Below are 22,966 nucleotides of genomic sequence, written 5' to 3'. Positions count from 1 at the left end.
CCCCCAGCCCGGGGCGGCGAATGGCCCATCTATCAGGAGGCTCGTGTTGAGCAGACAAAGCCTGACCAAGGCGCACGCGAAGATCAGCGAACTCACCTGGGAACCCACGTTCGCGACCCCGGCCACCCGGTTCGGCACCGACTACACGTTCGAGAAGGCGCCGAAGAAGGATCCGCTCAAGCAGATCATGCGGTCCTACTTCCCGATGGAGGAGGAGAAGGACAACCGCGTGTACGGCGCCATGGACGGCGCCATCCGCGGAAACATGTTCCGCCAGGTTCAACAGCGTTGGCTGGAGTGGCAGAAGCTGTTCCTGTCGATCATTCCGTTCCCGGAGATCTCGGCGGCCCGCGCGATGCCGATGGCCATCGACGCCGTACCGAATCCCGAGATCCACAACGGCCTGGCCGTGCAGATGATCGACGAGGTCCGGCACTCGACGATTCAGATGAATCTGAAGAAGCTGTACATGAACAACTACATCGACCCGGCCGGGTTCGACATGACGGAGAAGGCGTTCGCGAACAACTACGCCGGCACCATCGGCCGGCAGTTCGGCGAGGGCTTCATCACCGGCGACGCCATCACCGCTGCAAACATCTACCTCACGGTGGTGGCCGAGACCGCCTTCACCAACACGCTGTTCGTCGCCATGCCCGACGAGGCCGCCGCCAACGGTGACTACCTGTTGCCGACGGTCTTCCACTCGGTGCAGTCCGACGAGTCCCGACACATCTCCAACGGTTACTCGATCTTGTTGATGGCGCTGGCCGACGAGCGCAACCGGCCCTTGCTGGAGCGCGATCTGCGTTACGCGTGGTGGAACAACCACTGCGTGGTGGACGCGGCGATCGGCACCTTCATCGAGTACGGCACCAAGGACCGCCGCAAGGACCGGGAGAGCTATGCCGAGATGTGGCGGCGCTGGATCTACGACGACTACTACCGCAGTTACCTTCTGCCACTGGAGAAGTACGGCCTGACCATTCCGCACGACCTGGTCGAGGAGGCCTGGAAGCGGATTACCGAGAAGGGCTACGTGCACGAGGTGGCGCGGTTCTTCGCCACCGGCTGGCCGGTCAACTACTGGCGCATCGACACCATGACCGACACCGACTTCGAATGGTTCGAGAGCAAGTACCCGGGCTGGTATTCGAAGTACGGCAAGTGGTGGGAGGCCTACAACCGGTTGGCCCATCCCGGCCGCAACAAACCGATCGCCTTCGAAGAGGTGGGCTACCAGTACCCGCATCGCTGCTGGACGTGCATGGTGCCCGCACTGATCCGTGAGGACATGATCGTCGACGAGGTGGACGGGCAGTGGCGGACCTACTGCTCGGAGACCTGCCACTGGACCGACGCGACCGCCTTCCGCAGTGAGTACGAGGGCCGGGACACCCCGAACATGGGCCGGCTCACCGGATTCCGCGAGTGGGAGACATTGCATCACGGCAAGGACCTCGCCGACATCGTCAGTGACCTCGGTTACGTCCGTGACGATGGCAAGACCCTGGTCGGGCAACCGCACCTGGATCTCGACCCCTCGAAGATGTGGACCCTCGACGACGTGCGGGGCAATACCTTCAACAGCCCCAACGTACTGCTGAACCAGATGAGCGACGAGGAGCGCGAGGCGCACGTCGCCGCCTATCGCGCCGGCGGCGTTCCCGTCTGAGCCCGGGTGTTGGGTGGCACCAGTTCAGCCGGTGCCACCCAACACCGTTCACCCGCAGCCCACGTTTACTCAGCTCGTAGCCCAGGAGGCTTCCGCGATGGCGGATTCGCACAAGATCAACTTCGAACCGGTCGACATCGAGATGGAGGTCGCGGAAGACGAGAACATCCTCGACGCCGCGTTTCGCCACGGCATCCACCTCATGCACGGCTGCCGGGAGGGGCGTTGCTCGGCGTGCAAGTCCTACGTCCTCGACGGCGAGATCCAGATGGAGAACTACTCGACGTTCGCCTGCAACGACTCCGAGGTCGACGAGGGGTACGTCCTGCTGTGCCGGTCGCACGCGTTCAGTGACTGCACGATCGAGCTGCTGAACTACGACGAGGACGAGTTGCTCGGTGGCATCCCCATCCAGGACGTCCGGACGCGGGTGCTGGCGGTCGAACCCAAGACCCGTGACATCGTCTCCCTGCGGTTGACCCCGATCGAACCAGGCAAGTTCGACTTCAAACCCGGCCAGTACGCCGATCTGCACATCCCCGGCACCGACGAGCACCGCTCGTTCTCGATGGCGACCACCCAGACCTCGACCGACCAGATCGAGTTCCTGATCAAGAAGTACCCGGGCGGCAAGTTCTCCGCGCTGCTGGAGACCGCGATCACCGCCGGGGACGAACTCTCGCTGACCGGCCCCTACGGCTCGTTCACCCTCAAGGAGGGCCACGTCCTACCCGTCGTCTGCATCGGCGGCGGCGCCGGGATGGCCCCCATCCTGTCGCTGCTGCGGCACATGACCGAAACCGCGAACCGCCGCCCGGTCCGGTTCTACTACGGTGCGCGCACCGCACAGGACCTCTTCTATCTCGACGAGATCCTGGAGCTGGGGCAGGGGCTCAACGACTTTCGGTTCATCGCCTGTCTGTCGGAGTCCAGCGACGGTGAGGTGCCGGGGGACGTCACCCTCGAGGAGGGCATGGTCACCGACGTCGTGGCGCGCCACGAAGCGGCCATCGCCAAGACCGAGGTGTACCTCTGCGGGCCCCCGCCGATGGTGGATGCCGCGCTGGCGTTCCTCGACGCCAACTCGGTGCCCAAGGACCAGATCTTCTACGACAGCTTCACCAGTCCGTTGTTCGATTAGCACCGTTCGACCAGCCCACCTGCCCGCACCGAGAGGAATGCCATGTCCGCCCCCGAGAAGCCAAGGGAACGAAGCTTTCCCAAGATCGAGTTCACCGACTCCGAAGCCGGCGCCCTCGACTTCCCAAGCTCCAAGAGCCGCAGCTACTCCTACTTCAAACCCGCCAAACTGCGGGCGACGATGTACGAGGACGTCACCGTCGACGTCCAGCCGGACCCGGACCGGCACCTGACCCAGGGCTGGATCTACGGCTTCGGCGACGGCCCCGGTGGTTACCCGCAGGACTGGACGACTGCGAAGTCGTCGAACTGGCACGCCTTCCTCGACCCCAACGAGGAATGGAACCAGACCATCTTCCGGAACAACTCCGCAGTGGTCCGGCAGGTCGAATTATGTCTCGAGAACGCCAAGCGCGCCCACGTCTACGACAACTGGAATTCGGCCTGGCTGACGTTCATCGAGCGCAACGTCGGCGCCTGGATGCACGCCGAGAACGGACTGGCGCTGCACGTGTTCACCTCAATTCAGCGGTCTGGGCCGACCAACATGATCAACACCGCCGTCGCGGTCAACGCCGCGCACAAGATGCGCTTCGCCCAGGACCTGGCGCTGTTCAACCTCGACCTGGCCGAAGCCAATTCGGCATTCGATGGCAGCGCGCATCGGGCGGTGTGGCAGCAGGCCCCGGAGTGGCAGCCCACCCGCGAGGTCGTCGAAGAGCTTACGGCCGTGGGGGATTGGTGCCAGCTGCTGTTCGCCGCCAACGTGGTCTTCGAGCAGCTGGTGGGGTCGTTGTTCCGCAGCGAGCTCGTCATGCAGATCGCGGCGCGCAACGGCGACTACATCACCCCCACGATCGTGGGCACCGGTGAACACGACTACGACCGCGACCTGAACTACACCCGCAATCTCTTCAGATTGCTCACCCGCGATCCGGAATACGGTGCGGCCAACAAGGCCCTGTTCGCCGAGTGGCTGGGCATCTGGGTGCCCCGCTGCCTGGCCGCCGCTCGCGCCCTGCAGCCCATCTGGTCGACACCGGCCGACAAAGCCGTCACCTTCGCCACCAGCTTGGACGCGGCCACCGCGAAGTTCACTGCCCTGCTTGCCGACATCGATCTCGACATCCCCGAGGAGTTGACCAAATGACCATGCAATTCGGTTCGGCCACCGAGTTCTCCAACATGTGTGGCGTCACCCTGATGAACACCCCGATCGGCCGCGTGGTCGCCGAGGTGATGGGCGCCAAGGAGGGCGTCGAGCTCACCGAGTACCCGTCGATGATCCGCGTCGACGGGGTGCGTCTGCTCGACTTCGACTACGACGAGCTCTCCGAGGCGCTCGGCGAGGAGTTCGACGGCTCGATCTTCGAGGAGATCAGCTCGACGCACTACGGTCGCATGGTTCACCTCGACGACAAGACGATGCTCTTCGCCAGCCCCGAGGACGCCGCCGAGTACATCGGCTTCGATCTCACCGCGCAGTGATGAAGGCACTCGTCTTCGGCGGGCCCGGCTCGATGGCGTGGACGGACGTGCCGGACGCCGAGGTCGTCGACCCGACCGACGTCGTCGTCCGGGTCGACACCACGACGATCTGCGGGACCGATCTGCACATCCTCAAGGGAGACGTACCCGCAGTGACTTCCGGGCGGGTGCTCGGACACGAGGCAGTCGGCACGATCACCGAAATCGGCGCGGCCATCGCGTCGCTCGCAATCGGTGATCGTGTCCTCGTCCCCGCCATCACTTCGTGCGGCAAGTGCGCGCCGTGCAAGGTCGCGATGCCGTCGCACTGTGCCTCCGTCGGCGGGGTCGGCTGGATCTTCGGGCACCTCATCGACGGCACCCAGGCCGAATACGTCCGGGTGCCCTACGCGGAGACCAGCGTGCACGTGCTCCCTGCGACGGTGCCCGACGATCAGGCGATCTTCCTCGCCGACATCCTTCCGACGGGATTCGAGATCGGCGTCCAGAGTGCGCGGGTGCAGCCCGGGGACGCGGTCGTCGTCGTGGGTGCGGGTCCGGTTGGGTTGTCCGCGATCAAGACCGCCGGTCTCTACGGTGCCGCCCTGGTGATCGCGGTCGACCTCTCGGAGTCGCGGCTCAAGCGTGCCATCGGATTCGGAGCCGACGCGACGATCAACGGTGACCGGCAAGACGTCGTCGAGCGGGTCACGGAACTCACGAACGGCCTCGGTGCACAGGTGGCGATCGAAGCGGTCGGCATCCCGGCGACCTTCGATCTGTGCACCAGGGTGGTTCGCCCGGGTGGACGCATCGCCAACGTCGGGGTCCACGGCAAGTCGGTGGAACTTCACCTGGAGGACCTGTGGATCCAGAACCTCACCCTGACGACGGGGTTGGTCAACGGCACCACCATCGGCACGCTCTTGGATCTGGTCGCCCACGGCAAGATCGACGCCGCCGCGTTCGGCACCCATTCCTTTGCTCTCGACCAGATGCTCGACGCGTACGAGGTGTTCGCGAACGCCGACACCCACGACGCTCTCAAGGTCGTCATCACACGGTGACGCAACGACTTTCGGAGAAAGGAGAGCGTGATGCTTCGACGTTAAGCCTATTCGGAGGCCATGGAGCGCGCGGTCGCCGAGTTGCTTCGGCAGAGGCCGATGCAAGCCGATGAACTTCGACGACTCGTACTACGCGACCTCCCGCCGGGGGAGTGCAGGACGGCACTGATGCGGCACAGGTTCACGCTGGGGTTGAGCCTGTGCCCCAACAGCCGAGTGCTCGTCGACGACGTGGGCACTCCCGTTCCCCTCGCCGCTGTCCTCGCTTCCGTCTTCGTCTCCTGACCCGCTCCTGGACCCATCGGCCCCACTGACCCATCGGCCCCACTGACCCATCGGCCCCACTGACAAGGAAGTCACGCACATGGCAAAGGAATTGCGCTTCAACTCCGACGCGCGAGCACGTCTGGAACAGGGTGTCAACGCACTCGCCGACGCGGTGAAGGTGACGCTGGGCCCCAAGGGTCGCAACGCCATCCTGGAGAAGCTCACCGGTCCGCCGACCATCACCAACGACGGCGTCACCATCGCCAGGGAGATCCAGCTGCGGGATCCGTTCGCGAACATGGGCGCTCAGTTGGTCAAGGAAGTCGCGATGAAGACCAACGGCGTCGTCGGTGACGGCACCACGACCGCGACGGTACTGGCCCAGGCCATGGTTCGCGAGGGGCTGCGGGCCGTCGACGCCGGCGCCAACCCCATGCGGGTCCGGCGTGGCATCGAACGCACGGTGCCCGTCGTCGTCGAGGCATTGCGCGCCAGCAGCGTGCTCGTCGTCGGAAGCGACGATCTGCGGCGCATCGCCACCCTGGCCGCCAGTGACGACGAGGCGATCGGCGAGGTCATCGCCAGCGCGGTGGATCACGTCGGCAAGAACGGCGTCGTCACCACCGAGGAGGGTGAGGTGCGGGGCCTGACGGTCGACGTCGTCGACGGCATCGAATTCGACCACGGCTACACCTCCGGCTACATGGTCACCGATCCCGACCGCATGGAAGCCGTGCTGGAGAGCCCACTGATCCTGTTGACCAACAAGAAGATCGGACAGGTCCAGGAGATCATGCCGGCGATCGAGGTGGCCAAGCGGGCGGACCGGCCGTTGGTCGTCATCGCCGAGGACGTCGACGGTCCCGCGCTGCAACTGCTCGTCGGGGGCAACATGCACCAGACGATGCGGTCGGTCGTCGTGCGGGCACCTGGGTTCGGGCACCGGCGCGTGGCCGAACTCGAGGATCTGGCGATCGCGCTCGGTGGACACGTGATCGCCAAGGACACCGGCATCGAGCTGACCGAGATCACCCGCGAGCACCTCGGTTCCGCGGATCGCGTGACGGCGACCGAGAACGACACGACCATCGTCGGCCCGCACGGCGAGCAGCGTCTGGTCGACGCGCGCGTCACCCATCTGCAGGCCCAGCGCGACCGGGCCAAGCTCGACCCCGACCGAGACAGCCTCGACCTGCGCATCGCGCGGCTGACGGGGCGGGTGGCCGTCATCAGGGTGGGCGGTGCGACCAGCGTCGAGTTCAAGGAACGCATGCTGCGGGTGGAGGATGCGCTGGCCGCCACCCGGGCGGCGCTGGAAGACGGCATCGTCGCCGGCGGCGGCACGGCGCTGGCGCAGGCACATCGTGCGCTGGCGACCCTCGAGCTGACCGGTGACGAGGCCATCGGCCGCGACGTGATCCGGCGCGCCCTGCCCGAGCCGCTGCGCTGGATCGCGATCAACGCCGGCTTCGAGGGCGACGACGTCGTCGACGTGGTCGCCGACCTCCCGCTCGGGCACGGATTCAACGCGCTGACCGGTGAATTCGGGGACATGTTCGACGAGGGCATCATCGATCCGTTCAAGGTGACCAGAGCGGCCCTGGAGAGTGCCGCCTCGATCGCCGCGCTGCTCATCACCACCGAGACCGCGGTCGTCGAGGAGATCGTCGGTCAACCCGGTGCGATCATGGCTCCGGGGTTCGGTGACCTGGCCGAGGGGATGGTGCGGCCGTCGAACATCTACTGACGAAGAACGGCTACCGACGATGTCTCAAATTGAGACCGGAATCACATCGGCGGCGGCGTAGCGTTGGGTCTTCATGATCGATCAGCCCCTCGGCGCGAGGCACGTGCGGCGTGCCCGCGAACGCTTCCTCAGTGACCACGACCTCGACCTGGCCGTGCGGGATCCCATCTCCGTGTCGTGGCGGCGGTCGCGGGCGCTCAACGTCCCCGCCGACCGCCTCGACCTGCCATTCGTGCGGGAGCCCAACCTCGAGAGCCCGCTGGTGGACGCAGCGGATCCGGTGCTGCGTCAACTGGCCGAGGGTTTGGTCGACGAGCCCATCAGCGTCGTGCTCACCTCGGCCGACGGCGTGGTGCTCCGACGCATCGCGGCCGACGCCCGACTGAACGACGTCCTGGACCGGGTCAACCTGGCGCCGGGTTACTCGTACTCCGAGGAGTTCGTCGGCACCAACGGCATCGGGACCACGCTGGAGACCAGGCAGCCCACGCTGGTTCGGGGCGCCGAGCACTACTCGGAGTGCCTCGGTGAACTCGCCTGTGCGGGAGTGCCGATCATCCATCCGGTGTCGGGAGCCCTGGTGGGCGCGTTGGATCTGACGGGGTGGGTCGACGACGGCGGGCCGCTGCTGGCGACGCTGGCCAAGTCGGCCTCCGACCAGATCGAGGGCCGACTGCTGGCGCGGGCCAGCGCGAAGGAGACCGCACTGCTCAACGCCTACCTGCGGGCGTGCCGCCGCTCGCCGCAGACCAAGGTGCTGGCCATGGGGGACGACGTCGTCCTGATGAACCGCCGATTGCGGTGGGCCCTGGACGTCCAGGATCAGGCCGCGCTGCTCGAGCACGCCGCCGACTTCGGGTTGCAGGCTCAGGGAGGACGGCACCTGGTGGCCCCCTTGCCCAGCGGGCAGAGCGCGCGGATCACCTTCACCGACGACTTCGCCGAGCAAGGCCAGATGTCGGTGTGCCACGTCCACCTGCTCGATGCGCAGGCGCCGCCGGTGATCTACACCCGTTCGTCCGTCGACCACCTGCCCGGCATCGTCGGCAACAGTGCTTCTTGGCGCAGGAGTTGCGCGGTGATCTCGCGGTACGTGGGGGAGCGACAGTGGGTGGCGGTGTCCGGGGAGCCGGGGTCCGGGCGCTACGCGGCGCTCAAGGCCGCCGCCGCGCTGCACGTCCGACGCTCGACGCGGGTGCTGACTCCGGCCGACTTCCAGGACGGCGCCCACGCGATCGAGGCGTTCGCCGCCGAACTCGACGAGGACGACTTCAGCGTCATCATTCGCGACGTGGACCTTCTCGACGAGGCGGCCCAGAGGCTGCTCGCCGAGCTGTGTCAGGGTCGCGAGGACGGCGGCTGGATCGGCGTGACCACCGGTGGTGCCGAATCCGAATACGCCTCCGGCGCATCGGTGTTGACGTTCGTCGCGCAGACCGTTCCGGTGCCCGCGCTGCGCCATCGCATCGACGACGTCCACGAGCTCGTCCCCCTGCTGCTGCGTCAGCTCAGCCGGGGGGCCGACCTGCGGTTGTCCGACGCCGCGATCCGGCAGCTCTGCAAGTACAACTGGCCCGGCAACGTCGACGAGCTGAAGGACGTGCTGCGCGAGGTGGTCTCGCGGCAACGGTCCGGGGTCGTCGACGTCGCGCAGCTGCCGCCCCGGTGCCGCACGCTGAGCCGGCACACGCTGACTCAGATCGAGGCGCTGGAGCGCGATGCCATCGTGCGCAGCCTGGAGGCCAACGACGGAAGCAAGGTCGACGCCGCCGCGGCGCTCGGCATCTCGCGCGCCACCATCTACCGCAAGATCAAGGAGTTCGGCATCGACGTCTGAGGGTCCGGCCGCCGACGTCTCGGCAGCTCGGGTCGCCCCCTGTGCGACGATGCCGAGATGACCGCACGTCCGGCGCACTTCACCCGCACCGCCGAACACGAGTTCCTGCCGACGGCGAACGCTCGAAGCCGATGGGGCGACGATCATCTCAACGGTCCGGCCCTGGTCGGACTGGCGGCCTGGAACCTTGGCGATCGGCACGGCGACGACGACTTCCTGCCCGCTCGGCTCACCGTCGATCTGTTCAAGGCCGCCCGCGGGGTGCCGACGGAGGTCTCGACCCGGACGATCCGCGAGGGCAGACGGGTCCGCAACGCCGAGTGCGAGCTGCGCCAGGACGGGGTCGTCGTGGTTCGCGCCACGCTCGTTCAGTACCGCCGCTCCTCAGCGCCCCGGGGTGAGACATGGTCTACCGCAATGGAGTTCCCGCACCCCGAGGACCAGCGCGGCCAGGATGACGACGACACCCGGCACGCCAGGATGGGCAGCGATCAGGGTGGGTGGTCCGACGACATCGCCGACCATCAAAACCCGTCCCGCAAGCGGTTCATGACCAAGCCCATCGACGCGGTGCAGGGCACTCGCAACGGACCGTTCGTGAACGCCGCGATGTCCGCCGAGCACACCAGCCTGGTGACCAATCTCGGCAGCGCCGGAATCGGGTACATCAACGGCGACGTGACCGTGGGGCTGGCGCGGTTGCCGCGCGACGAATGGATCGGGGTGCAGGCCGACTCGCACTGGGCGAGTGAGGGAATCGCCGTCGGCGCGGCCACGCTGTTCGATCGTGACGGCGCGTTCGGCTCCGCCATCGTGACCGCGGTGAGCAATCCCGCTGCCCAGATCGACTTCACCGAGCACAGGTCGGCGCTGCGCGCCCACTGATCACCACCGTTCGTGATTCGTGAACGGTAAGTCGTGAATTATCACGTGGACGTGAATGTTGATCGTGTTCTTCAATGCTCAGGTGACCGTGAATGGCGTCCGCACGGGTGTGCTGATGGCGACGGGCTCGATGCTGTGCGTTCAGGTCGGCCTGGCGCTGTCGCTGGGCCTCATCGACCGGATTGGCGTCGAGGGGGCCGCGTGGTTGCGGCTGGCGTGGGCCGGTGCGCTGCTGCTGGTCATCGTACGGCCGCGTCCGTCGGCGTTCACCAGGACCACCTTCCTCCTGTGCGTCGTACTCGGCGTCGTCACCGCTGCCGTCACCTTGCTGTTCATGGCCGCCATCGCCCGCATCCCACTCGGGACGGCCAGCGCGTTGGAATTCCTTGGCCCGCTTGGTGTCGCGGTCATCCAGGGCAAGGGTCGCAGCCGCGTGGTGTGGCCGGGGCTGGCCGCCGTCGGCGTCGTACTACTGACCCATCCGTGGCAGGGTGACGTCGACCTGATCGGGGTGGCCCTGGCCCTGGCGGCCGCGATGTGCTGGGGTGTCTACATCCTGTTGACCCAGCGCGTCGGCGACGGAGTCGAGGGCGTCAACGGTCTCGCGGTGTCGATGTCAGTCGCGGGGATCTTCGCGACCCTGGTCGTCGGGCCGTCGGTGATCCCGCGGGTCACGCCCGAGGTCCTGTTGTTCGGCGTCGGCCTGGCGGTCCTGCTGCCGATGGTGCCCTTCACCTTGGAGTTGTTGGCCCTGCGCCGGCTGACGGCGGCGGCGTTCGGCACACTGATGAGCCTCGAGCCAGCCTTCGCCATGGTGGTGGGCTTCCTGGTGCTCGCGCAGCATCCCGGCGTTGGCGGAGGCGTCGGGATTTGCCTGGTCGTCGCTGCCGGGGTCGGCGCCTCGCGCACGGCCGCCCGGCCACTGGTCCTCGTCGACGTCGGCTGAGATTCGTCCCCTGACGGCGGGTGGCAAATCGTCCGCACCCGCCGCGAAGGGCGCCGCCGACGCGAAACTCGGTCATTGTGACCAATGTCTCGTCCAGGTGTCGCCGAGGGCAGCAACCAGCCCGGTCGACCGGCAGCTATGAGTAGACGCCCGACGCGGCAGGTGCGGTCTGGCGCTCGGCGGTCGGCCGGCGACGGCCATGTCGTCGAGTCGGTCCCGAGGGCGCGACGCGGCTTGGCTGTTCATCGACGTCTGCTCGGCGCGCCGAGTTCCTCGATCCAGGTGTCCGATGTGCCGGGCCCGGTTCGGCGGCCCTGCGCATGCGGTGGTCGCTTGCGCAAACAAATTCGTTAAGTACCGCAAATACTTTGCTACGACTGTCAAACGATGAACATGTAGCACTAAACGCCATATTTATACGGAAAGTATTATATTGCTTGGGTAACCCCCAACCCCCGATGCGATGGAGGCGGACCCCATGACGACGGCCCTTCGAATGACCCCGGACTCGCTGCTGCAGGAGCGTTCCGTTGCCTGGTGGGACGCCACTGGGGAGTGCACGCTGACCATCGCCGAACCGGCGGCGGCACCGGAACTCTTCGCCGAGTACCACGCGGGTGCCGTCGCGAGCTACGCCCGATTCGGGGTTGGGGATGCGCTCGACGATGCGGCCGACCGCTGCGCTGAGGACACCGCATTGTTCTGGGCCATGACCGACGTGAACGGGCGCGTCGTCGGAGGAGTCAGGGCCAAGGGGCCGCTCGCCTCGCCCGACGAGTCGCACGCCGTCGTCGAATGGGAGGGCAGGCCCGGCGCGCCGGCGGTCCGCAGCATGATCGCCGACCGGATCCCCTTCGGCGTACTCGAGATGAAGTCGGCCTGGCTGGCGCCCGGCGACCCGGCCAATGGCGCCAGGGTGAAACTCATCGCGCGCAGCGGATTTCACGCGATGGCGATGATCGGCATCGACTTCTGCATGGCGACCTCCGCAGCGCACATCCTCGAACAGTGGAGCACCTCCGGCGGGGTGGTCGCTCCCATCCCCGCCACGCCCTACCCGGACGAGCGCTACCAAACCAAGATGATGTGGTGGCACCGGCAGACGTTCATGGACCACGGTGATCCGGCGCAGGTCGCGGCGATCACCCGCGAGATGGCACAGGTGCGCCGCAGGATGGCAATGGACGGCGAGCGCCCCCGCCCCGTCCGGGAGTCCGCGGTGCATGCGTTCGCACCGCGGTGGCGTACCGCCGCGATGATCCATCAACTGCGAGTGGCGCCCTCCCTCAGGCAGGACGAACCGGCATGACGACCCCGGTCATGGCCGTCGAACAAGCAGCCGCGCCAGGGGCATACGAGAAGCGCGTGATTCCTGCGCCGCCCCGGTACTAGACGTCGATCCGCTTGCGGCGGTAGAGCGTTCCTACGGCGAGCAGCACCAGGCTGATCACCAGGATCGCGGTGGCCAGCACGTCGATCTGCGGCGGCACGGCGGCCTTCGTCGCCGCGTTGACGAACAACGGGTAGGTCACCGTCGACCCGCTCACGAAGTACGTAACGATGAAGTCGTCGAGCGACAGCGCGAACGACAGCATGGCCGCCGCGACGATGCCCGGCACGATCAACGGCAGAGTCACCCGGAAGAACGTCCGGGTGGGGCTGGCGCCGAGGTCCATCGACGCGTCCTCCAGGGTCCAGTCGAACCCGCGCACCCTGGCGCGCACCGTCATCGCCACGAAGCTGATCTCGAAGGCGACGTGGGCGATCAGGATGGTGGTGAATCCGGTCGCCCAGCCAAGGTCGAGGAACAGGGTGAGCAGCGACGCGCCCATCACCACCTCGGGTGCGGTCAATGGCAGCACGAGGAAGGTGTCGACCGCTCGGCTGCCCCGAAAACGCTGACGTACCAGGGCTATCGCCAGGAGGGTACCCAGCACCACCGCGATCGCCGTGGACAGCGCCGCGACCTCGACGCTCATCTTCAGCGCCTCGGCCAGCGCCGGATACTTGAACGGGTCGGCCCAGTTCTCCAGCGTGAAGCCCTGCCACGTGTAGTTGAACTTGCCCGCGGGCTTGTTGAACGAGAACAGCACGATGACGAAGATCGGCACGAAGATGTACAGCAGCACCAGCGCCGCGACCACCCTGAGCACGACGTCGCCGAACTTGCCGGTGCCCATGATGGAACGTCGCGTCTTGGCCGGCGGACTGTCGATCATGTCGACGATCGCGGTGCCCTCCTGGAGCGTCATACCAGGTCCTCCGTGCCGAGAGCCCTGGTGTAGGTCAGCACACCGGCCAGGATCATCGCCATCAGCAGGAAGCTGAGGGCGGCCGCCCCGGGATAGTCCTTGACCACCAGGAACTGTTTCTGAATCACGTTGCCGATCATCGTGGTCTGGGTGCTGCCCAGATAGTCCGCATTGATGAAGTCACCCATCGCGGGGATGAACACCAGCAGGCTGCCCGCCAGCACGCCAGGAATCGACAGCGGGAGGATGACCTTGCCGAACGCCCGGAAACTCGACGAGTACAGATCCTTCGAGGCTTCCAGTAGCCGCGGGTCGATCTTCTCGAGGCTGACGTACAGCGGCAGGATCATGAACGTCATCGAGTTGTAGATCAGGCCTCCGATGACGGCCCAGCTGGTGGAGAGCAGCCGTCCGTCCGGCGGCAACACCCCGATGGCGCTGAGGGTGTGCACCACGATGCCGTCGTCGGCCAGGATCGTCTTCCATGCCAGCGTGCGCACCAGGAACGTCACGAAGAACGGCAGCACCACCAGACCGAGCAGCAGGTTCTTGTACCGGCCCGACTTGAACGCGATCACGTAGGCCAGCGGATAGGAGATCACCAGCGACACGACGGTGGCGGTCACGGCGTACAGCAGCGACCGCAGGATCTGGTCCTGGTAGGTCGACAGCGCGTGCCCGTAGTTGCCGAAGTTCCACGCGAACGTCAACTGCGGCAAGTAGATCGAGCCGCCCATGGTGGACAGCGACGTGCGGAACAACGACCAGAACGGCACCACGAAGAAGATTGCGAGGTACGCCAGGCCGGGGAGGATCATCAGGTACGGCGCGATCTTGCTGCGCTGGCGACTACTGCTGGCTACTCCTGCCATGGGTCGACCGGACGCCTAGCCGCCGGTGACGGCGGCGTACGCGGTGTTGAACTGCTGGGTCTGCTCGTCGCTGAGCGCGGCCCACGTCTTGAGCCGATCCAGGTAGTCCTGCGGCGGGTTGATCAACGGGTTGGACGCCAGCTTGGGGTTGATCTTGTTCAGTTCGTCGACCATGTCCGAGAGCACCGGCACGTACTGGGTGAACGCGACGAGCTTGGCGTAGTTGGCGCGGTCGTAGACGTAGTCGATCCACGCCTCGGCAGCATGCTGGTTCTGCGTGGTGTACGGAATGGTCTGGGTGTCGATGAACCAGTCGCCACCGGACTCGGGGATGACGAACTCCAGATCCGGATTGTCGGCCTGCAACTGCACGACGTCACCGGAGTAGGCCTGCGCGACGACGAGGTTGCCCGCCGCCAGGTCGTCGGCGTAGTCGTTGCCGGTGAAGCGCCGGATCTGACCCTTGTCCTTCTGCTCCTTGACCAAGTCGACGGCCTTCTGCACCGAGTCCATCGTCGGATCGGCCACCGAACCGCCCTGCGAGGTGATGATCATGCCCAGACCGTCCTGCATGTCCGACAACAGGCTGACCTTGCCCTTGAACTTCGGATCCCACAGGTCGTCGATCTTGGTGATCGGCCGGCCCGTCGCCGCCTTGTTGTAGGCCAGACCCACCATGCCCGTCATGTAGGGCGCGGTGTACTTGCGACCGGGATCGGACTTGTCGTTGAGCAGATCGGGCCGCAGGTTCTTCTTGTTGGGCACGCGGGTGTCGCTGATCTCGTTGAGCCAGCCGAGCTGCTTGAGCCGCAGCGCCATGAACTGCGTGGGCACTACCAGGTCGGCGCCGATGTCCTGCTTGCGCGACAGCGGTTCCTTGTTCTTGGCGAACCATTGCTCGTTGTCGTTGAAGTCTTCCTTGTAGTCCACGGTCAGGCCGCTGGCCTTCTGGAACGCGGCGACGAACCCGTCGGCCATGTAGAGCGGCCAGTTCGAGATGCGCAGGGTGCCGGTGGCCGGCTTGCCGTCGTCCGGGGCCGCCGAGGAGGAGCTGCTGGAACTGGTCGTGCTGCTGGAACCGCACGCGGCGAGGAACGACGGTCCCAACACCAGTGCCGCGGCGGCAGCGGCGCCGCCGCCGAGGAACCGCCGCCGGTTGGTGCGATTGGCCGCGAGGCGGGCCGCGACTGCGGGATCGAAGTCATTCGAAGAAGCCATTGCTGGAGTGCCTTTCGTGAAGCCGGGGGAGGGTGACCGAGATGGCGGGAAGGCTCGACGCGTCTCAGGAGTCGTCGAGCATCTCCTCGAGATCCTCGGTGGTGGGGATGTCGGCGGCGGGCAACACCAGGGACGCCTCCGGCGCCCAGCTGACGTGGACGCGGTCGCCCGGGCGCAGCAGCGGCAGATCTTGTTCCGGTCCGACGTGCGCCAGGATCGGGGAGTCGTCGGCGGCCGCCAGTTGCAGACGCACCACCGGACCCTGGAACGTCAGATCGGTGACGGTGGCCGGAACGCCGACGCCACCGGTCGGGGCCTCCATGGAGACCCGTACGCGTTCGGGGCGCACCATCAGCGTCGCCTGGCCGCCGGTCTCGATCTTCGTGTCGCCGGGGCGGGCCGACAGGGTGGTACCCAGCACCGAGAACTGGGCGAAGTCGCCGTCGAGGCCCTGCTGCCTGCCGTGCCACAGGTTGGCCTGTCCGATGAAGCTGGCGACGAACACGCTCGAGGGGCGGTCGTAGATCTCGGTCGGGGAGCCGATCTGTTCGACGTTGCCCGCGTTCATGACCGCGATGCGGTCACTCATCGTCAGCGCCTCCTCCTGATCGTGGGTCACGTAGACGAACGTGATGCCGACCTCGCGCTGGATGCGCTTGAGTTCGAACTGCATGACGTGGCGCAGCTTGAGGTCCAGCGCGCCGAGCGGTTCGTCCAGCAGCAGCGCGCTGGGGTAGTTGACCAGCGCACGGGCCAGCGCGACGCGCTGTTGCTGGCCACCGGAGAGTTGCGACGGCTTGCGCTTGGCGAAGTCGGTGAGCCGCACGACCTCGAGCAGCTCGTCGACGCGGCGCTTGACCTCGGCCTTGCCGTGCTTGAGGCTGCGCGGCCCGTAGGCGACGTTGTCCCACACCGACATGTGCGGGAAGAGGGCGTAGTGCTGAAAGACGGTGTTGACGTTGCGCTTGTGGGGCGGCACCCGAGACACGTCCTCGCCCTCGAGGCGGATGCTGCCCGTCGTGGGCGTCTCGAATCCGGCGATCATGCGCAGCGTGGTGGTCTTTCCGCAGCCCGAGGGCCCGAGCATGGAGAAGAACTCGCCGGAGGCGATGGAGAAGTCGGCGTCGGCGACCGCGACGTAGTCATCGAACCGCTTCGTCACGTGGTCGATCTCGATGACCGGCTGGCCCGGATTTCGCGTTCCCGCTCGTTCTCCCGTCGCGCTGTCGACGGCGGTGCCTCGTGTGCCGGTCAGGACGACCTCCCTGGTGCGTTGGGCGGACGGCGGTCCGCAGGTGAGTCCGGCCCTGCGCCATCCGTGCGCTGTGGCTTAAACCATGGCCGATCATGGAGGCCTTCGCAAGCGATTCCGCACGGAATTTACATCTCGACGATGGATTCCCTCGTCGCGAGGGTTGCGGTGACGACGATTTCGCCAGCGCCCGTCCGCGGTGCGCAGCGGCCGGTGCGGCCCGTGATCGAATGGTCGCATGACACAGCAGGCCCCGGAGACACCCCGCAGCCCGCTCACCGCTTCACCGTTCAGCGGACGCACGCCCAGCGGGGTCGGCGACCTGTCGGTCGAGACCCACGGCATCGCGCCGGTGCCCGCGGACCGTCGCTACGGCACGCCGCGGCGGCTCTTCTCGGTGTGGTTCGCCCCGCAGGTCAACATGACCGGCGTCTTCACCGGTGCGTTGGCGATCGTGCTTGGCCTCGGGTTCTGGCTCGGCCTGCTCGCGATGGTGATCGGCACGCTGCTGGGTTCGCTCGCCGTCGGATACCTGTCGACGTGGGGCCCCAGGACCGGCGCCGCTCAGCTGCCGAGTTCGCGCATGGCATTTGGCGGCGGTGTGGTGGTGCCCGCGGCGCTGCAGTGGCTCTCGTCGATCGCCTGGGACGCGCTGGTCGGGTTGTTCGGCGGCGAGGCGCTGGCGTTGCTGCTGGGCATACCGTTCTGGGCCGCCGTCCTCGTCGTACTCGGGGTGCAGGGCGTCGTCGGATTCTTCGGCTACGAGGTGATCCACCGTCTGCAGGCGGTGCTCACCGTCGTCCTGCTGGTGACGTTCGTCGTGTTCGCGGTCAAGCTGGTCGGTGGCCACGACGTGGTGACCCCGGCGACGGTGGCGGGACCCGACCTGGTCGGTGCCTTCATCCTGGAGGTGACCATCTCGCTGAGCCTGGCCGTGTCGTGGGCGAGCTACGCCTCCGACTTCAGTCGGTACCTACCCGTGGACTCCCCGCGGCGCGGTGTGTTCGTCTACACCTTCGCGGGCATCTTCGGGGCCTACGTGTTCGTCCAGGCCATCGGCATCGCCGCCGGTGAGCTGGTCTCCGAGCAGACCGCAGAGGGCGTGCGCACGGTGATGGGCGGCGGGTTCCTCGGTGGCCTGGCGCTGGCGATCATCGCGCTGGCGTCCATTGGCTCGGGGGTGATGAACGACTACAGCGGATCCCTGGCGTTGCAGACGCTCGGCGTGCGGGTGCGACGGCCACTGTCCTCGGTCGTCGTGACGGTGCTGGCCTTTGGCCTCATCCTCTGGCTGCATTCGGCCGATACGGCATCCCGCTTCCAGAACGTGCTGCTGTTCGTCAGCTACTGGATTCCCGCGTTCGTGGCCATCGTGTCGGTGGACTGGTGGCTCCGGGCCCGCGGGCGCGCGGCGATCGATCCAGCGCGCGAGCCGGTGGCCCGCGCCGACGCGGTGGCGGCGGTGGCGACCTTCGTGGCGGCCTACGCCGTGGCGGTCCCCTTCATGGACACTTCGATCTTCGTGGGTGCGGTCGCCGCGCAATGGCACGGCGCGGACATTGCCTACTTCGTCAACTTCATTGTGGCCCTTGTGCTTTACGGTGGGTTCCGGATTCTGCGCCGGCGTCGCTGACGGTTGCCGATCGGCATCCGCGCCGATCGCCGATGTGGCAGGCTGGGTACCTCCCGCCGCCGAAAGGAATTCTCATGCGCGCGCTCACCCTGGCCAAGACCTCGGGTGCCGCCGCGGTCACCGCTCTGCTCGGTGGGCTCGCGACCGGCCCCGTAGTGGAATCCGCCTGGTACCAGACGTTGCGGAAGCCGAGCTTCCAGCCGCCGAGGCAGGCCTTCCCGATCGTCTGGCCGATTCTCTACGCCGACCTCGCGGTGGTGTCCGCCGCGACCATCGACGAGCTCGACGAGCGTGGCGACCACGACGCGGCCAAGACCTTCTCGGCGTTGCTCGTGCTGAACCTGGTGCTCAACGGCAGCTGGTCATGGCTGTTCTTCAACCGTCGGAAGCTCGGGCCGTCCGCGGTGCTTGCGGGGGCGCTGGCGGTCAGCAGCGCCGACCTGACCCGGCGCGCGGTCGGCGTCAAGGGAGCCCCGGCGCGGGTGCTGTGGGCGTACCCGCTGTGGTGCACGTTCGCCACCGCACTCTCGAGCCGGATCTGGTTCCTGAACCGCTGACGGTGCCGTCGCGGTGGGCGGCGGCTCGGCACCCGCTGGTCTACGAGATCGACACCTGGCCCTGGCTGGCCGAGATCGGCGCAAGCGAGGGCCGCTCGGTGAACCTGGCGACGGTGCCCGAACGCCACTGGGACGCCATCGCCGAGATGGGCTTCGATGCCGTCTGGCTGATGGGCGTGTGGGCCCGCAGCCCGGCCGGGATCGCGGCCGCGCTCGCCGACCCCTCGCTGGTCGAGTCGTTTCGGGCCGCACTGCCCGACTGGCAGCCCAGCGACGTCGTCGGGTCGGCCTACTGCGTCCGGTCCTACGACGTCGACGAGCACATCGGCGGTCGCCGCGGGCTGGCGGCCGCCCGCTCGGCGCTGGCCGAGCGGGGCCTCGGGCTGCTCCTCGACTTCGTGCCCAACCACGTCGCCATGGACCACCCGTGGACGACGGCGCACCCGGAGTTCTTCGTCGCCGGCAGCCCGGCCGAGCTGCTCGCCGAGCCGCAGTCCTTCGTCGACGTCGCCGGACGGGTGCTGGCGAACGGCCGCGATCCCTACTTCCCGGCGTGGCGGGACGTGCTGCAGCTCAACGCCTTCGCACCCGCACTTCGTGCCGCCGCGGCCGCCACGCTGACCGACATCGCCGATCAGTGCGACGGGGTGCGCTGCGACATGGCGATGCTGATGATGAACGACGTATTCGCCAGGACGTGGGGGCCGCGGGTCGGCGATCCGCCGGACACCGAGTTCTGGCCCGAGGCGATCGCGGCGGTGCGCCGGCGTCACCCCGCCTTCACGTTCGTCGCCGAGGCGTACTGGGACATGGAGGAACCGCTGCAGCGGCAGGGTTTCGACTTCTGCTACGACAAACGCCTCTACGACCGGCTGGTCGACGGTGACGCCGCGGCCGTCGGTGACCATCTGAGTGCCGATACGAGCTTTCAGGACCGGCTGCTGCGGTTCGTCGAGAACCACGACGAGGCGCGGGCGGCAGCGATCTTCGATCCGGCGCGGCTGGAAGCGGTCACGGTCGCCACGCTGACGCAGGCCGGCGCCCGTCTGGTGCATCGGGGCCAGCTGGAGGGGCGGACCACGCACGTGCCGGTGTTCCTGGGCCGGGCGCCCCGGGAAGCCGTCGACTCGCGGGTGGCCTCCTTCCATCGCGCACTGCTCGTGATCCTGGCCGACGACACCTTCCGTTCCGGGTCCTGGAGTCGGTGCGAGGTGACCGGGGCGGGTCTGCTCGGGTGGGGTTGGGACGGGCCGCGCCGGTGGCTGATCGTCGTCAACCTCTCTGCGTCGACGGCTTCGGCTCGGGTACGGGTGCCGTGGCCGGACGTCCTCGGTCGGGCCCACCGGCTGACCGACGCGTCGTCCGGCATCGCGAGGATCCACCCGGGCGACGAACTTCGTGACGGCTGGCCGGTGACGCTCGGGTCGTGGCAGTGGCGCATCCTGGCCGTCGAGGAGGTCGCGTCGGCGCGCTGACGGGTCAGGCGACGTGGTCGTGGGCGTCTACCAGACGCCCCGCACGCGCCGTTCGGGGTCGCAGCGAGATCGCCGAGCCAGACCGGACGATGCCAAGGGGCCCGGAACCGGCGAAGCGCGCAAGGCGCGACGACCGTAGCCCGCCGGCGGCCTTGGCCTGCCGATACCCGATGCGCATCCCGGCAAGGGCGGGCAGCACGATCCCGAAGATGCCGGGCAGCGCCGCGGCGGCCATGGCCGACAGCGAAGCGGCGACGACCAGTCCGCCGTAGCTGTGCAGGAACGTCCGAAGACCTTCGGGCAGCTGCGCGTCGGCGCCGAGCGGGGCTCGCGCCGCAAGCGGTGACGCTCCCAGTGCGGTGTACTTGCCGGCCAACACCGATGCCGGCGGCGCCGCCGACCCTTCTGCGTTCTGCTGCATCGTGGCCTCACCGGCGAGGTTGCCGCTCAGGGAGAACCAGGAACTGGACGCCGACTTTCGCAGGATCAACAGCGGCGAGGATCCGACGGCATTCGACCGGTTTCGGGCGGCGACCGCGGCCGGTGAGAGGTCGTCGTCGACGACCACGGTGGTGACCGGGGGCGCCGCGACGTCGGTGGCCTGGGTCGGTGTCGGGGCCGGTGTCGTGGGCTCGGCGGCCGCGGTGGTGGTCGGTGGCGTGTCCGGCGTGGTCACGGCGGCCGCCTCGGTGGTGACGGAGGTGGCGTCGGAACCCGCGTTCGGCGCTGATGCAGCCACGCTCGGTGACTCGACCGCCACGGTGGTGGGTGGCTGAGTCGTCTCGGGCGTGCCGGCCTCCGATGACGTCCCGTAAGGCTCGGTTCCGGTGCTCTCGGTCTGCGTCGGGGCCGGGGTGGGTTCGGCGGGTGCGGTGACGTTGAGGGTCTCGGGGGTGGCAGTGTTCGGCGTGCCGGCGTCGGCCGCCGGCTCGCTCGCGGGGCTCGGGTCGGTCTTGGGGGATGCGGCCTGGTCGGCGGAGTCCGTCGCTGCGGTGCGTGCGGCGACGTGCGCGGTCCGCACGCGGGCCGGGGGTGGGGACTGGTCGTCGCCCGACTCCGAAGCCGAAGCCGACGATACGGGAGCGCCGGCGGCCGTGCGGCGCGACGTCGGCGCGGTCTCGTGGGTGGGCGTGGCGGTGTGCGTGCGCCCGGGCGGGCGGTCACCGGAGGCATCGGAGACGTTCGCGCTCGAGGAGTCGTCGCCCGTCTTGGTGGCATCGGACCCGGAGTCGGCCATGGCGGCGGCAGCGCCGGCGGTCAGCACCAGGGCGGCTGCCAGCAGCCAGGCACCGGTGGCGATGCGCCAGGGTGACGGAGTCACATCGTCCCCTTCTGCCACGAGAGGGCCGCACCCCGCGGCCGACAGATCAGCAGTGTGGCACGAAGTCGGCGCTGGTGGGAGGGTATTTCGGGGCAGAATTCCGAGGCTGCCGTCGGGGGTGTCGGCGCGGTGTTAGCCGGGTCGGCGGCCAGCTAAGTGCCCAGTGCGCTCAGCGCACGGTTGCGAAGAACGCGCGCACGTCGTCGACGTATAGCCGAGGCTGCTCGAAAGCGGCGAAGTGACCGCCACGCGGCATGTCCGTCCAGTGGGTGATGTGATATCGCGGTTCGCACCAGGCCCGCGGCGGACGGGTGATCTCCTTCGGGAACGCCGCGATGCCGGTGGGCAGTTCCACCCGGGCACCGGAGTCCGGGGAGTGCGCGCGTTCCCAGTAGAACCGGGCCGACGAGGCGCCCGTGCCGGTCACCCAGTAGAGGGTGACGTCGTCGAGCAGCTCGTCTCGGCTGATCGCGTTCTCGGGATGGCCGTCGCAATCCGTCCACGACCAGAACTTCTCGACGATCCACGCCAGCTGGGCCACGGGCGAATCCACCAGTCCGTAGCCGAGGGTCTGCGGTCGGGTGGCCTGCTGCTTGTAGTAACCGGAGTCGTGGTCGCGGTAGTACTTCATGGCGGCCAGCGCGATCTCGTCCGCGGGGGTCGGGTCGTCCAGCACGCCGGGCGGCGGCGCGGCGAGCGGCATGTTGGTGTGGATGGCGACGCACCCCCCGACGTTGCGTCCGATGTCCGTCGTCACCGCGGCACCCCAGTCGCCACCCTGCGCGCCGTAGCGGTCGTAGCCGAGTCGACCCATCAGGGTGTCCCACGCCCGGGCCACCCGGTCGGTGTTCCAGCCCGTGGCGCTGGGACGGCCCGAGAAGCCAAAACCGGGCAGGGATGGGCACACGACGTGGAAGGCGTCCCGCGCGTCGCCGCCGTATCTGGTGGGGTCGGTGAGCGGTTCGACGACCTTCTGGAACTCGACCACCGAACCGGGCCAACCGTGGGTGATGACCAGGGGAAGGGCATCGGGGTGTGGTGAGCGCTGGTGGATGAAGTGGATGGCGAGACCGTCGATCTCGGTCACGAACTGCTCGAACCGGTTCAGAGCGGCTTCCCTGGTTCGCCAGTCGTAGTCGTTGGCCCAGTACTCGGCGAGTTCGCGGGTGTAGGCCAGCGGGATGCCCTGGCTCCAGTCCTCGACGCACTCGGCCTCGGGCCAGCGCGTGTTGGACAGACGTCGGCGCAGATCGGCCAGGACCTCGTCGGAGACGTGAATGCGGAAGGGGTCGACGGACGGCACGCTCGGCATTATCGCCGTTGCAGCGTCTGAGGCCTCGCCCCGGCTCTTGTGG

Annotated in this window: 19 protein-coding genes; 13 read left to right on the top strand and 6 right to left on the bottom strand. The window is 67.7% G+C overall.

From position 1 onward, the window contains the following. Positions 1-46 precede the first annotated feature (46 nt). The 10 genes from SBI80_RS25070 to SBI80_RS25025 all read left to right on the top strand — a co-directional run bounded on the left by SBI80_RS25070 (position 47) and on the right by SBI80_RS25025 (position 12,340). Entirely contained in the window at positions 47-1,675 is a 1,629-nt protein-coding gene (locus SBI80_RS25070; RefSeq protein WP_318977564.1) for a ferritin family protein, read from the top strand. Between the two features lie 97 nt (positions 1,676-1,772). Further along, positions 1,773-2,816 carry a 2Fe-2S iron-sulfur cluster-binding protein gene (locus SBI80_RS25065; protein WP_318977563.1) on the top strand — a complete coding sequence of 348 codons (1,044 nt, stop codon included), beginning with the start codon at positions 1,773-1,775 and terminating at the stop codon, positions 2,814-2,816. 42 nt (positions 2,817-2,858) lie between these two features. Beyond that, the gene (locus SBI80_RS25060; protein WP_318977562.1) at positions 2,859-3,965 is read left to right on the top strand and encodes an aromatic/alkene monooxygenase hydroxylase subunit beta; all 1,107 of its coding nucleotides are present in this window, start codon (positions 2,859-2,861) and stop codon (positions 3,963-3,965) included. Continuing rightward, positions 3,962-4,303, top strand: a complete 342-nt coding sequence (gene mimD / locus SBI80_RS25055; RefSeq protein WP_318977561.1) for a propane 2-monooxygenase effector subunit MimD — start codon at positions 3,962-3,964, stop codon at positions 4,301-4,303. The genes SBI80_RS25060 and mimD overlap by 4 nt, the downstream gene beginning before the upstream one ends. Next, positions 4,303-5,349, top strand: a complete 1,047-nt coding sequence (locus tag SBI80_RS25050; protein WP_318977560.1) for a zinc-binding dehydrogenase — start codon at positions 4,303-4,305, stop codon at positions 5,347-5,349. Before mimD ends, SBI80_RS25050 begins: the two co-directional genes overlap by 1 nt. 364 nt (positions 5,350-5,713) lie before the next feature. After that, the gene (gene groL / locus SBI80_RS25045) at positions 5,714-7,363 is read left to right on the top strand and encodes a chaperonin GroEL (RefSeq protein WP_318977559.1); all 1,650 of its coding nucleotides are present in this window, start codon (positions 5,714-5,716) and stop codon (positions 7,361-7,363) included. A 73-nt stretch (positions 7,364-7,436) separates the two neighbouring features. Beyond that, positions 7,437-9,200, top strand: coding sequence for a sigma-54-dependent Fis family transcriptional regulator (locus tag SBI80_RS25040; protein ID WP_318977558.1), 1,764 nt, complete (start codon positions 7,437-7,439; stop codon positions 9,198-9,200). 57 nt (positions 9,201-9,257) lie between these two features. Continuing rightward, positions 9,258-10,085, top strand: a complete 828-nt coding sequence (locus SBI80_RS25035) for an acyl-CoA thioesterase domain-containing protein (RefSeq protein WP_318977557.1) — start codon at positions 9,258-9,260, stop codon at positions 10,083-10,085. Positions 10,086-10,167: 82 nt separating this feature from the next. Then, entirely contained in the window at positions 10,168-11,031 is an 864-nt protein-coding gene (locus tag SBI80_RS25030) for an EamA family transporter (RefSeq protein WP_413232808.1), read from the top strand. Positions 11,032-11,509: 478 nt separating this feature from the next. Then, on the top strand, positions 11,510-12,340 hold the full coding sequence (locus tag SBI80_RS25025) for a hypothetical protein (RefSeq protein ID WP_318977556.1): 831 nt from the start codon (positions 11,510-11,512) through the stop codon (positions 12,338-12,340). A 79-nt stretch (positions 12,341-12,419) separates the two neighbouring features. On the opposite strand, the gene SBI80_RS25020 is transcribed toward SBI80_RS25025, so the two are convergent. From SBI80_RS25020 to SBI80_RS25005, 4 genes are all read right to left on the bottom strand, one after another. Further along, positions 12,420-13,250, bottom strand: coding sequence for an ABC transporter permease (locus SBI80_RS25020; RefSeq protein WP_318977636.1), 831 nt, complete (start codon positions 13,248-13,250; stop codon positions 12,420-12,422). A 29-nt stretch (positions 13,251-13,279) separates the two neighbouring features. Continuing rightward, positions 13,280-14,155 carry an ABC transporter permease gene (locus tag SBI80_RS25015; protein ID WP_318977555.1) on the bottom strand — a complete coding sequence of 292 codons (876 nt, stop codon included), beginning with the start codon at positions 14,153-14,155 and terminating at the stop codon, positions 13,280-13,282. A gap of 15 nt (positions 14,156-14,170) precedes the next feature. Further along, complete coding sequence (locus SBI80_RS25010; protein WP_318977554.1) at positions 14,171-15,373, bottom strand: polyamine ABC transporter substrate-binding protein; 1,203 nt, start codon at positions 15,371-15,373, stop codon at positions 14,171-14,173. Positions 15,374-15,437: 64 nt separating this feature from the next. Then, a complete protein-coding gene (locus SBI80_RS25005) occupies positions 15,438-16,535 on the bottom strand; it encodes an ABC transporter ATP-binding protein (RefSeq protein WP_318977553.1) in 1,098 nt (365 codons plus the stop codon). A gap of 328 nt (positions 16,536-16,863) precedes the next feature. Between SBI80_RS25005 and SBI80_RS25000 the strand changes: the two genes are divergently transcribed. From SBI80_RS25000 to SBI80_RS24990, 3 genes are all read left to right on the top strand, one after another. Next, on the top strand, positions 16,864-18,258 hold the full coding sequence (locus SBI80_RS25000) for a purine-cytosine permease family protein (protein WP_318977552.1): 1,395 nt from the start codon (positions 16,864-16,866) through the stop codon (positions 18,256-18,258). Between the two features lie 74 nt (positions 18,259-18,332). Then, on the top strand, positions 18,333-18,815 hold the full coding sequence (locus SBI80_RS24995; RefSeq protein WP_318977551.1) for a TspO/MBR family protein: 483 nt from the start codon (positions 18,333-18,335) through the stop codon (positions 18,813-18,815). Beyond that, the gene (locus SBI80_RS24990; RefSeq protein WP_318977550.1) at positions 18,746-20,290 is read left to right on the top strand and encodes an alpha-amylase family protein; all 1,545 of its coding nucleotides are present in this window, start codon (positions 18,746-18,748) and stop codon (positions 20,288-20,290) included. Before SBI80_RS24995 ends, SBI80_RS24990 begins: the two co-directional genes overlap by 70 nt. A 4-nt stretch (positions 20,291-20,294) precedes the next feature. On the opposite strand, the gene SBI80_RS24985 is transcribed toward SBI80_RS24990, so the two are convergent. Then, positions 20,295-21,611, bottom strand: coding sequence for a hypothetical protein (locus SBI80_RS24985; protein WP_318977549.1), 1,317 nt, complete (start codon positions 21,609-21,611; stop codon positions 20,295-20,297). Between the two features lie 169 nt (positions 21,612-21,780). Then, entirely contained in the window at positions 21,781-22,923 is a 1,143-nt protein-coding gene (locus tag SBI80_RS24980) for an epoxide hydrolase family protein (RefSeq protein ID WP_318977548.1), read from the bottom strand. Positions 22,924-22,966 lie beyond the last annotated feature (43 nt).

This window comes from Mycolicibacterium sichuanense (assembly GCF_033741125.1).
Taxonomy (GTDB): Bacteria; Actinomycetota; Actinomycetes; order Mycobacteriales; family Mycobacteriaceae; genus Mycobacterium.
The sequence above is the reverse complement of the archived record's forward strand: the minus strand, read 5'-3'. Positions and strand labels throughout refer to the sequence as shown.

Coding starts and splice junctions, on each gene's coding strand:
- SBI80_RS25065 (WP_318977563.1), top strand. CDS start 1,773: ATGGCGGATTCGCACAAGATCAACTTCGAACCGGTCGACATCGAGATG.
- SBI80_RS25060 (WP_318977562.1), top strand. CDS start 2,859: ATGTCCGCCCCCGAGAAGCCAAGGGAACGAAGCTTTCCCAAGATCGAG.
- mimD (WP_318977561.1), top strand. CDS start 3,962: ATGACCATGCAATTCGGTTCGGCCACCGAGTTCTCCAACATGTGTGGC.
- SBI80_RS25050 (WP_318977560.1), top strand. CDS start 4,303: ATGAAGGCACTCGTCTTCGGCGGGCCCGGCTCGATGGCGTGGACGGAC.
- groL (WP_318977559.1), top strand. CDS start 5,714: ATGGCAAAGGAATTGCGCTTCAACTCCGACGCGCGAGCACGTCTGGAA.
- SBI80_RS25040 (WP_318977558.1), top strand. CDS start 7,437: ATGATCGATCAGCCCCTCGGCGCGAGGCACGTGCGGCGTGCCCGCGAA.
- SBI80_RS25035 (WP_318977557.1), top strand. CDS start 9,258: ATGACCGCACGTCCGGCGCACTTCACCCGCACCGCCGAACACGAGTTC.
- SBI80_RS25025 (WP_318977556.1), top strand. CDS start 11,510: ATGACGACGGCCCTTCGAATGACCCCGGACTCGCTGCTGCAGGAGCGT.
- SBI80_RS25020 (WP_318977636.1), bottom strand. CDS start 13,250: ATGATCGACAGTCCGCCGGCCAAGACGCGACGTTCCATCATGGGCACC.
- SBI80_RS25015 (WP_318977555.1), bottom strand. CDS start 14,155: ATGGCAGGAGTAGCCAGCAGTAGTCGCCAGCGCAGCAAGATCGCGCCG.
- SBI80_RS25010 (WP_318977554.1), bottom strand. CDS start 15,373: ATGGCTTCTTCGAATGACTTCGATCCCGCAGTCGCGGCCCGCCTCGCG.
- SBI80_RS25000 (WP_318977552.1), top strand. CDS start 16,864: ATGACACAGCAGGCCCCGGAGACACCCCGCAGCCCGCTCACCGCTTCA.
- SBI80_RS24995 (WP_318977551.1), top strand. CDS start 18,333: ATGCGCGCGCTCACCCTGGCCAAGACCTCGGGTGCCGCCGCGGTCACC.
- SBI80_RS24980 (WP_318977548.1), bottom strand. CDS start 22,923: ATGCCGAGCGTGCCGTCCGTCGACCCCTTCCGCATTCACGTCTCCGAC.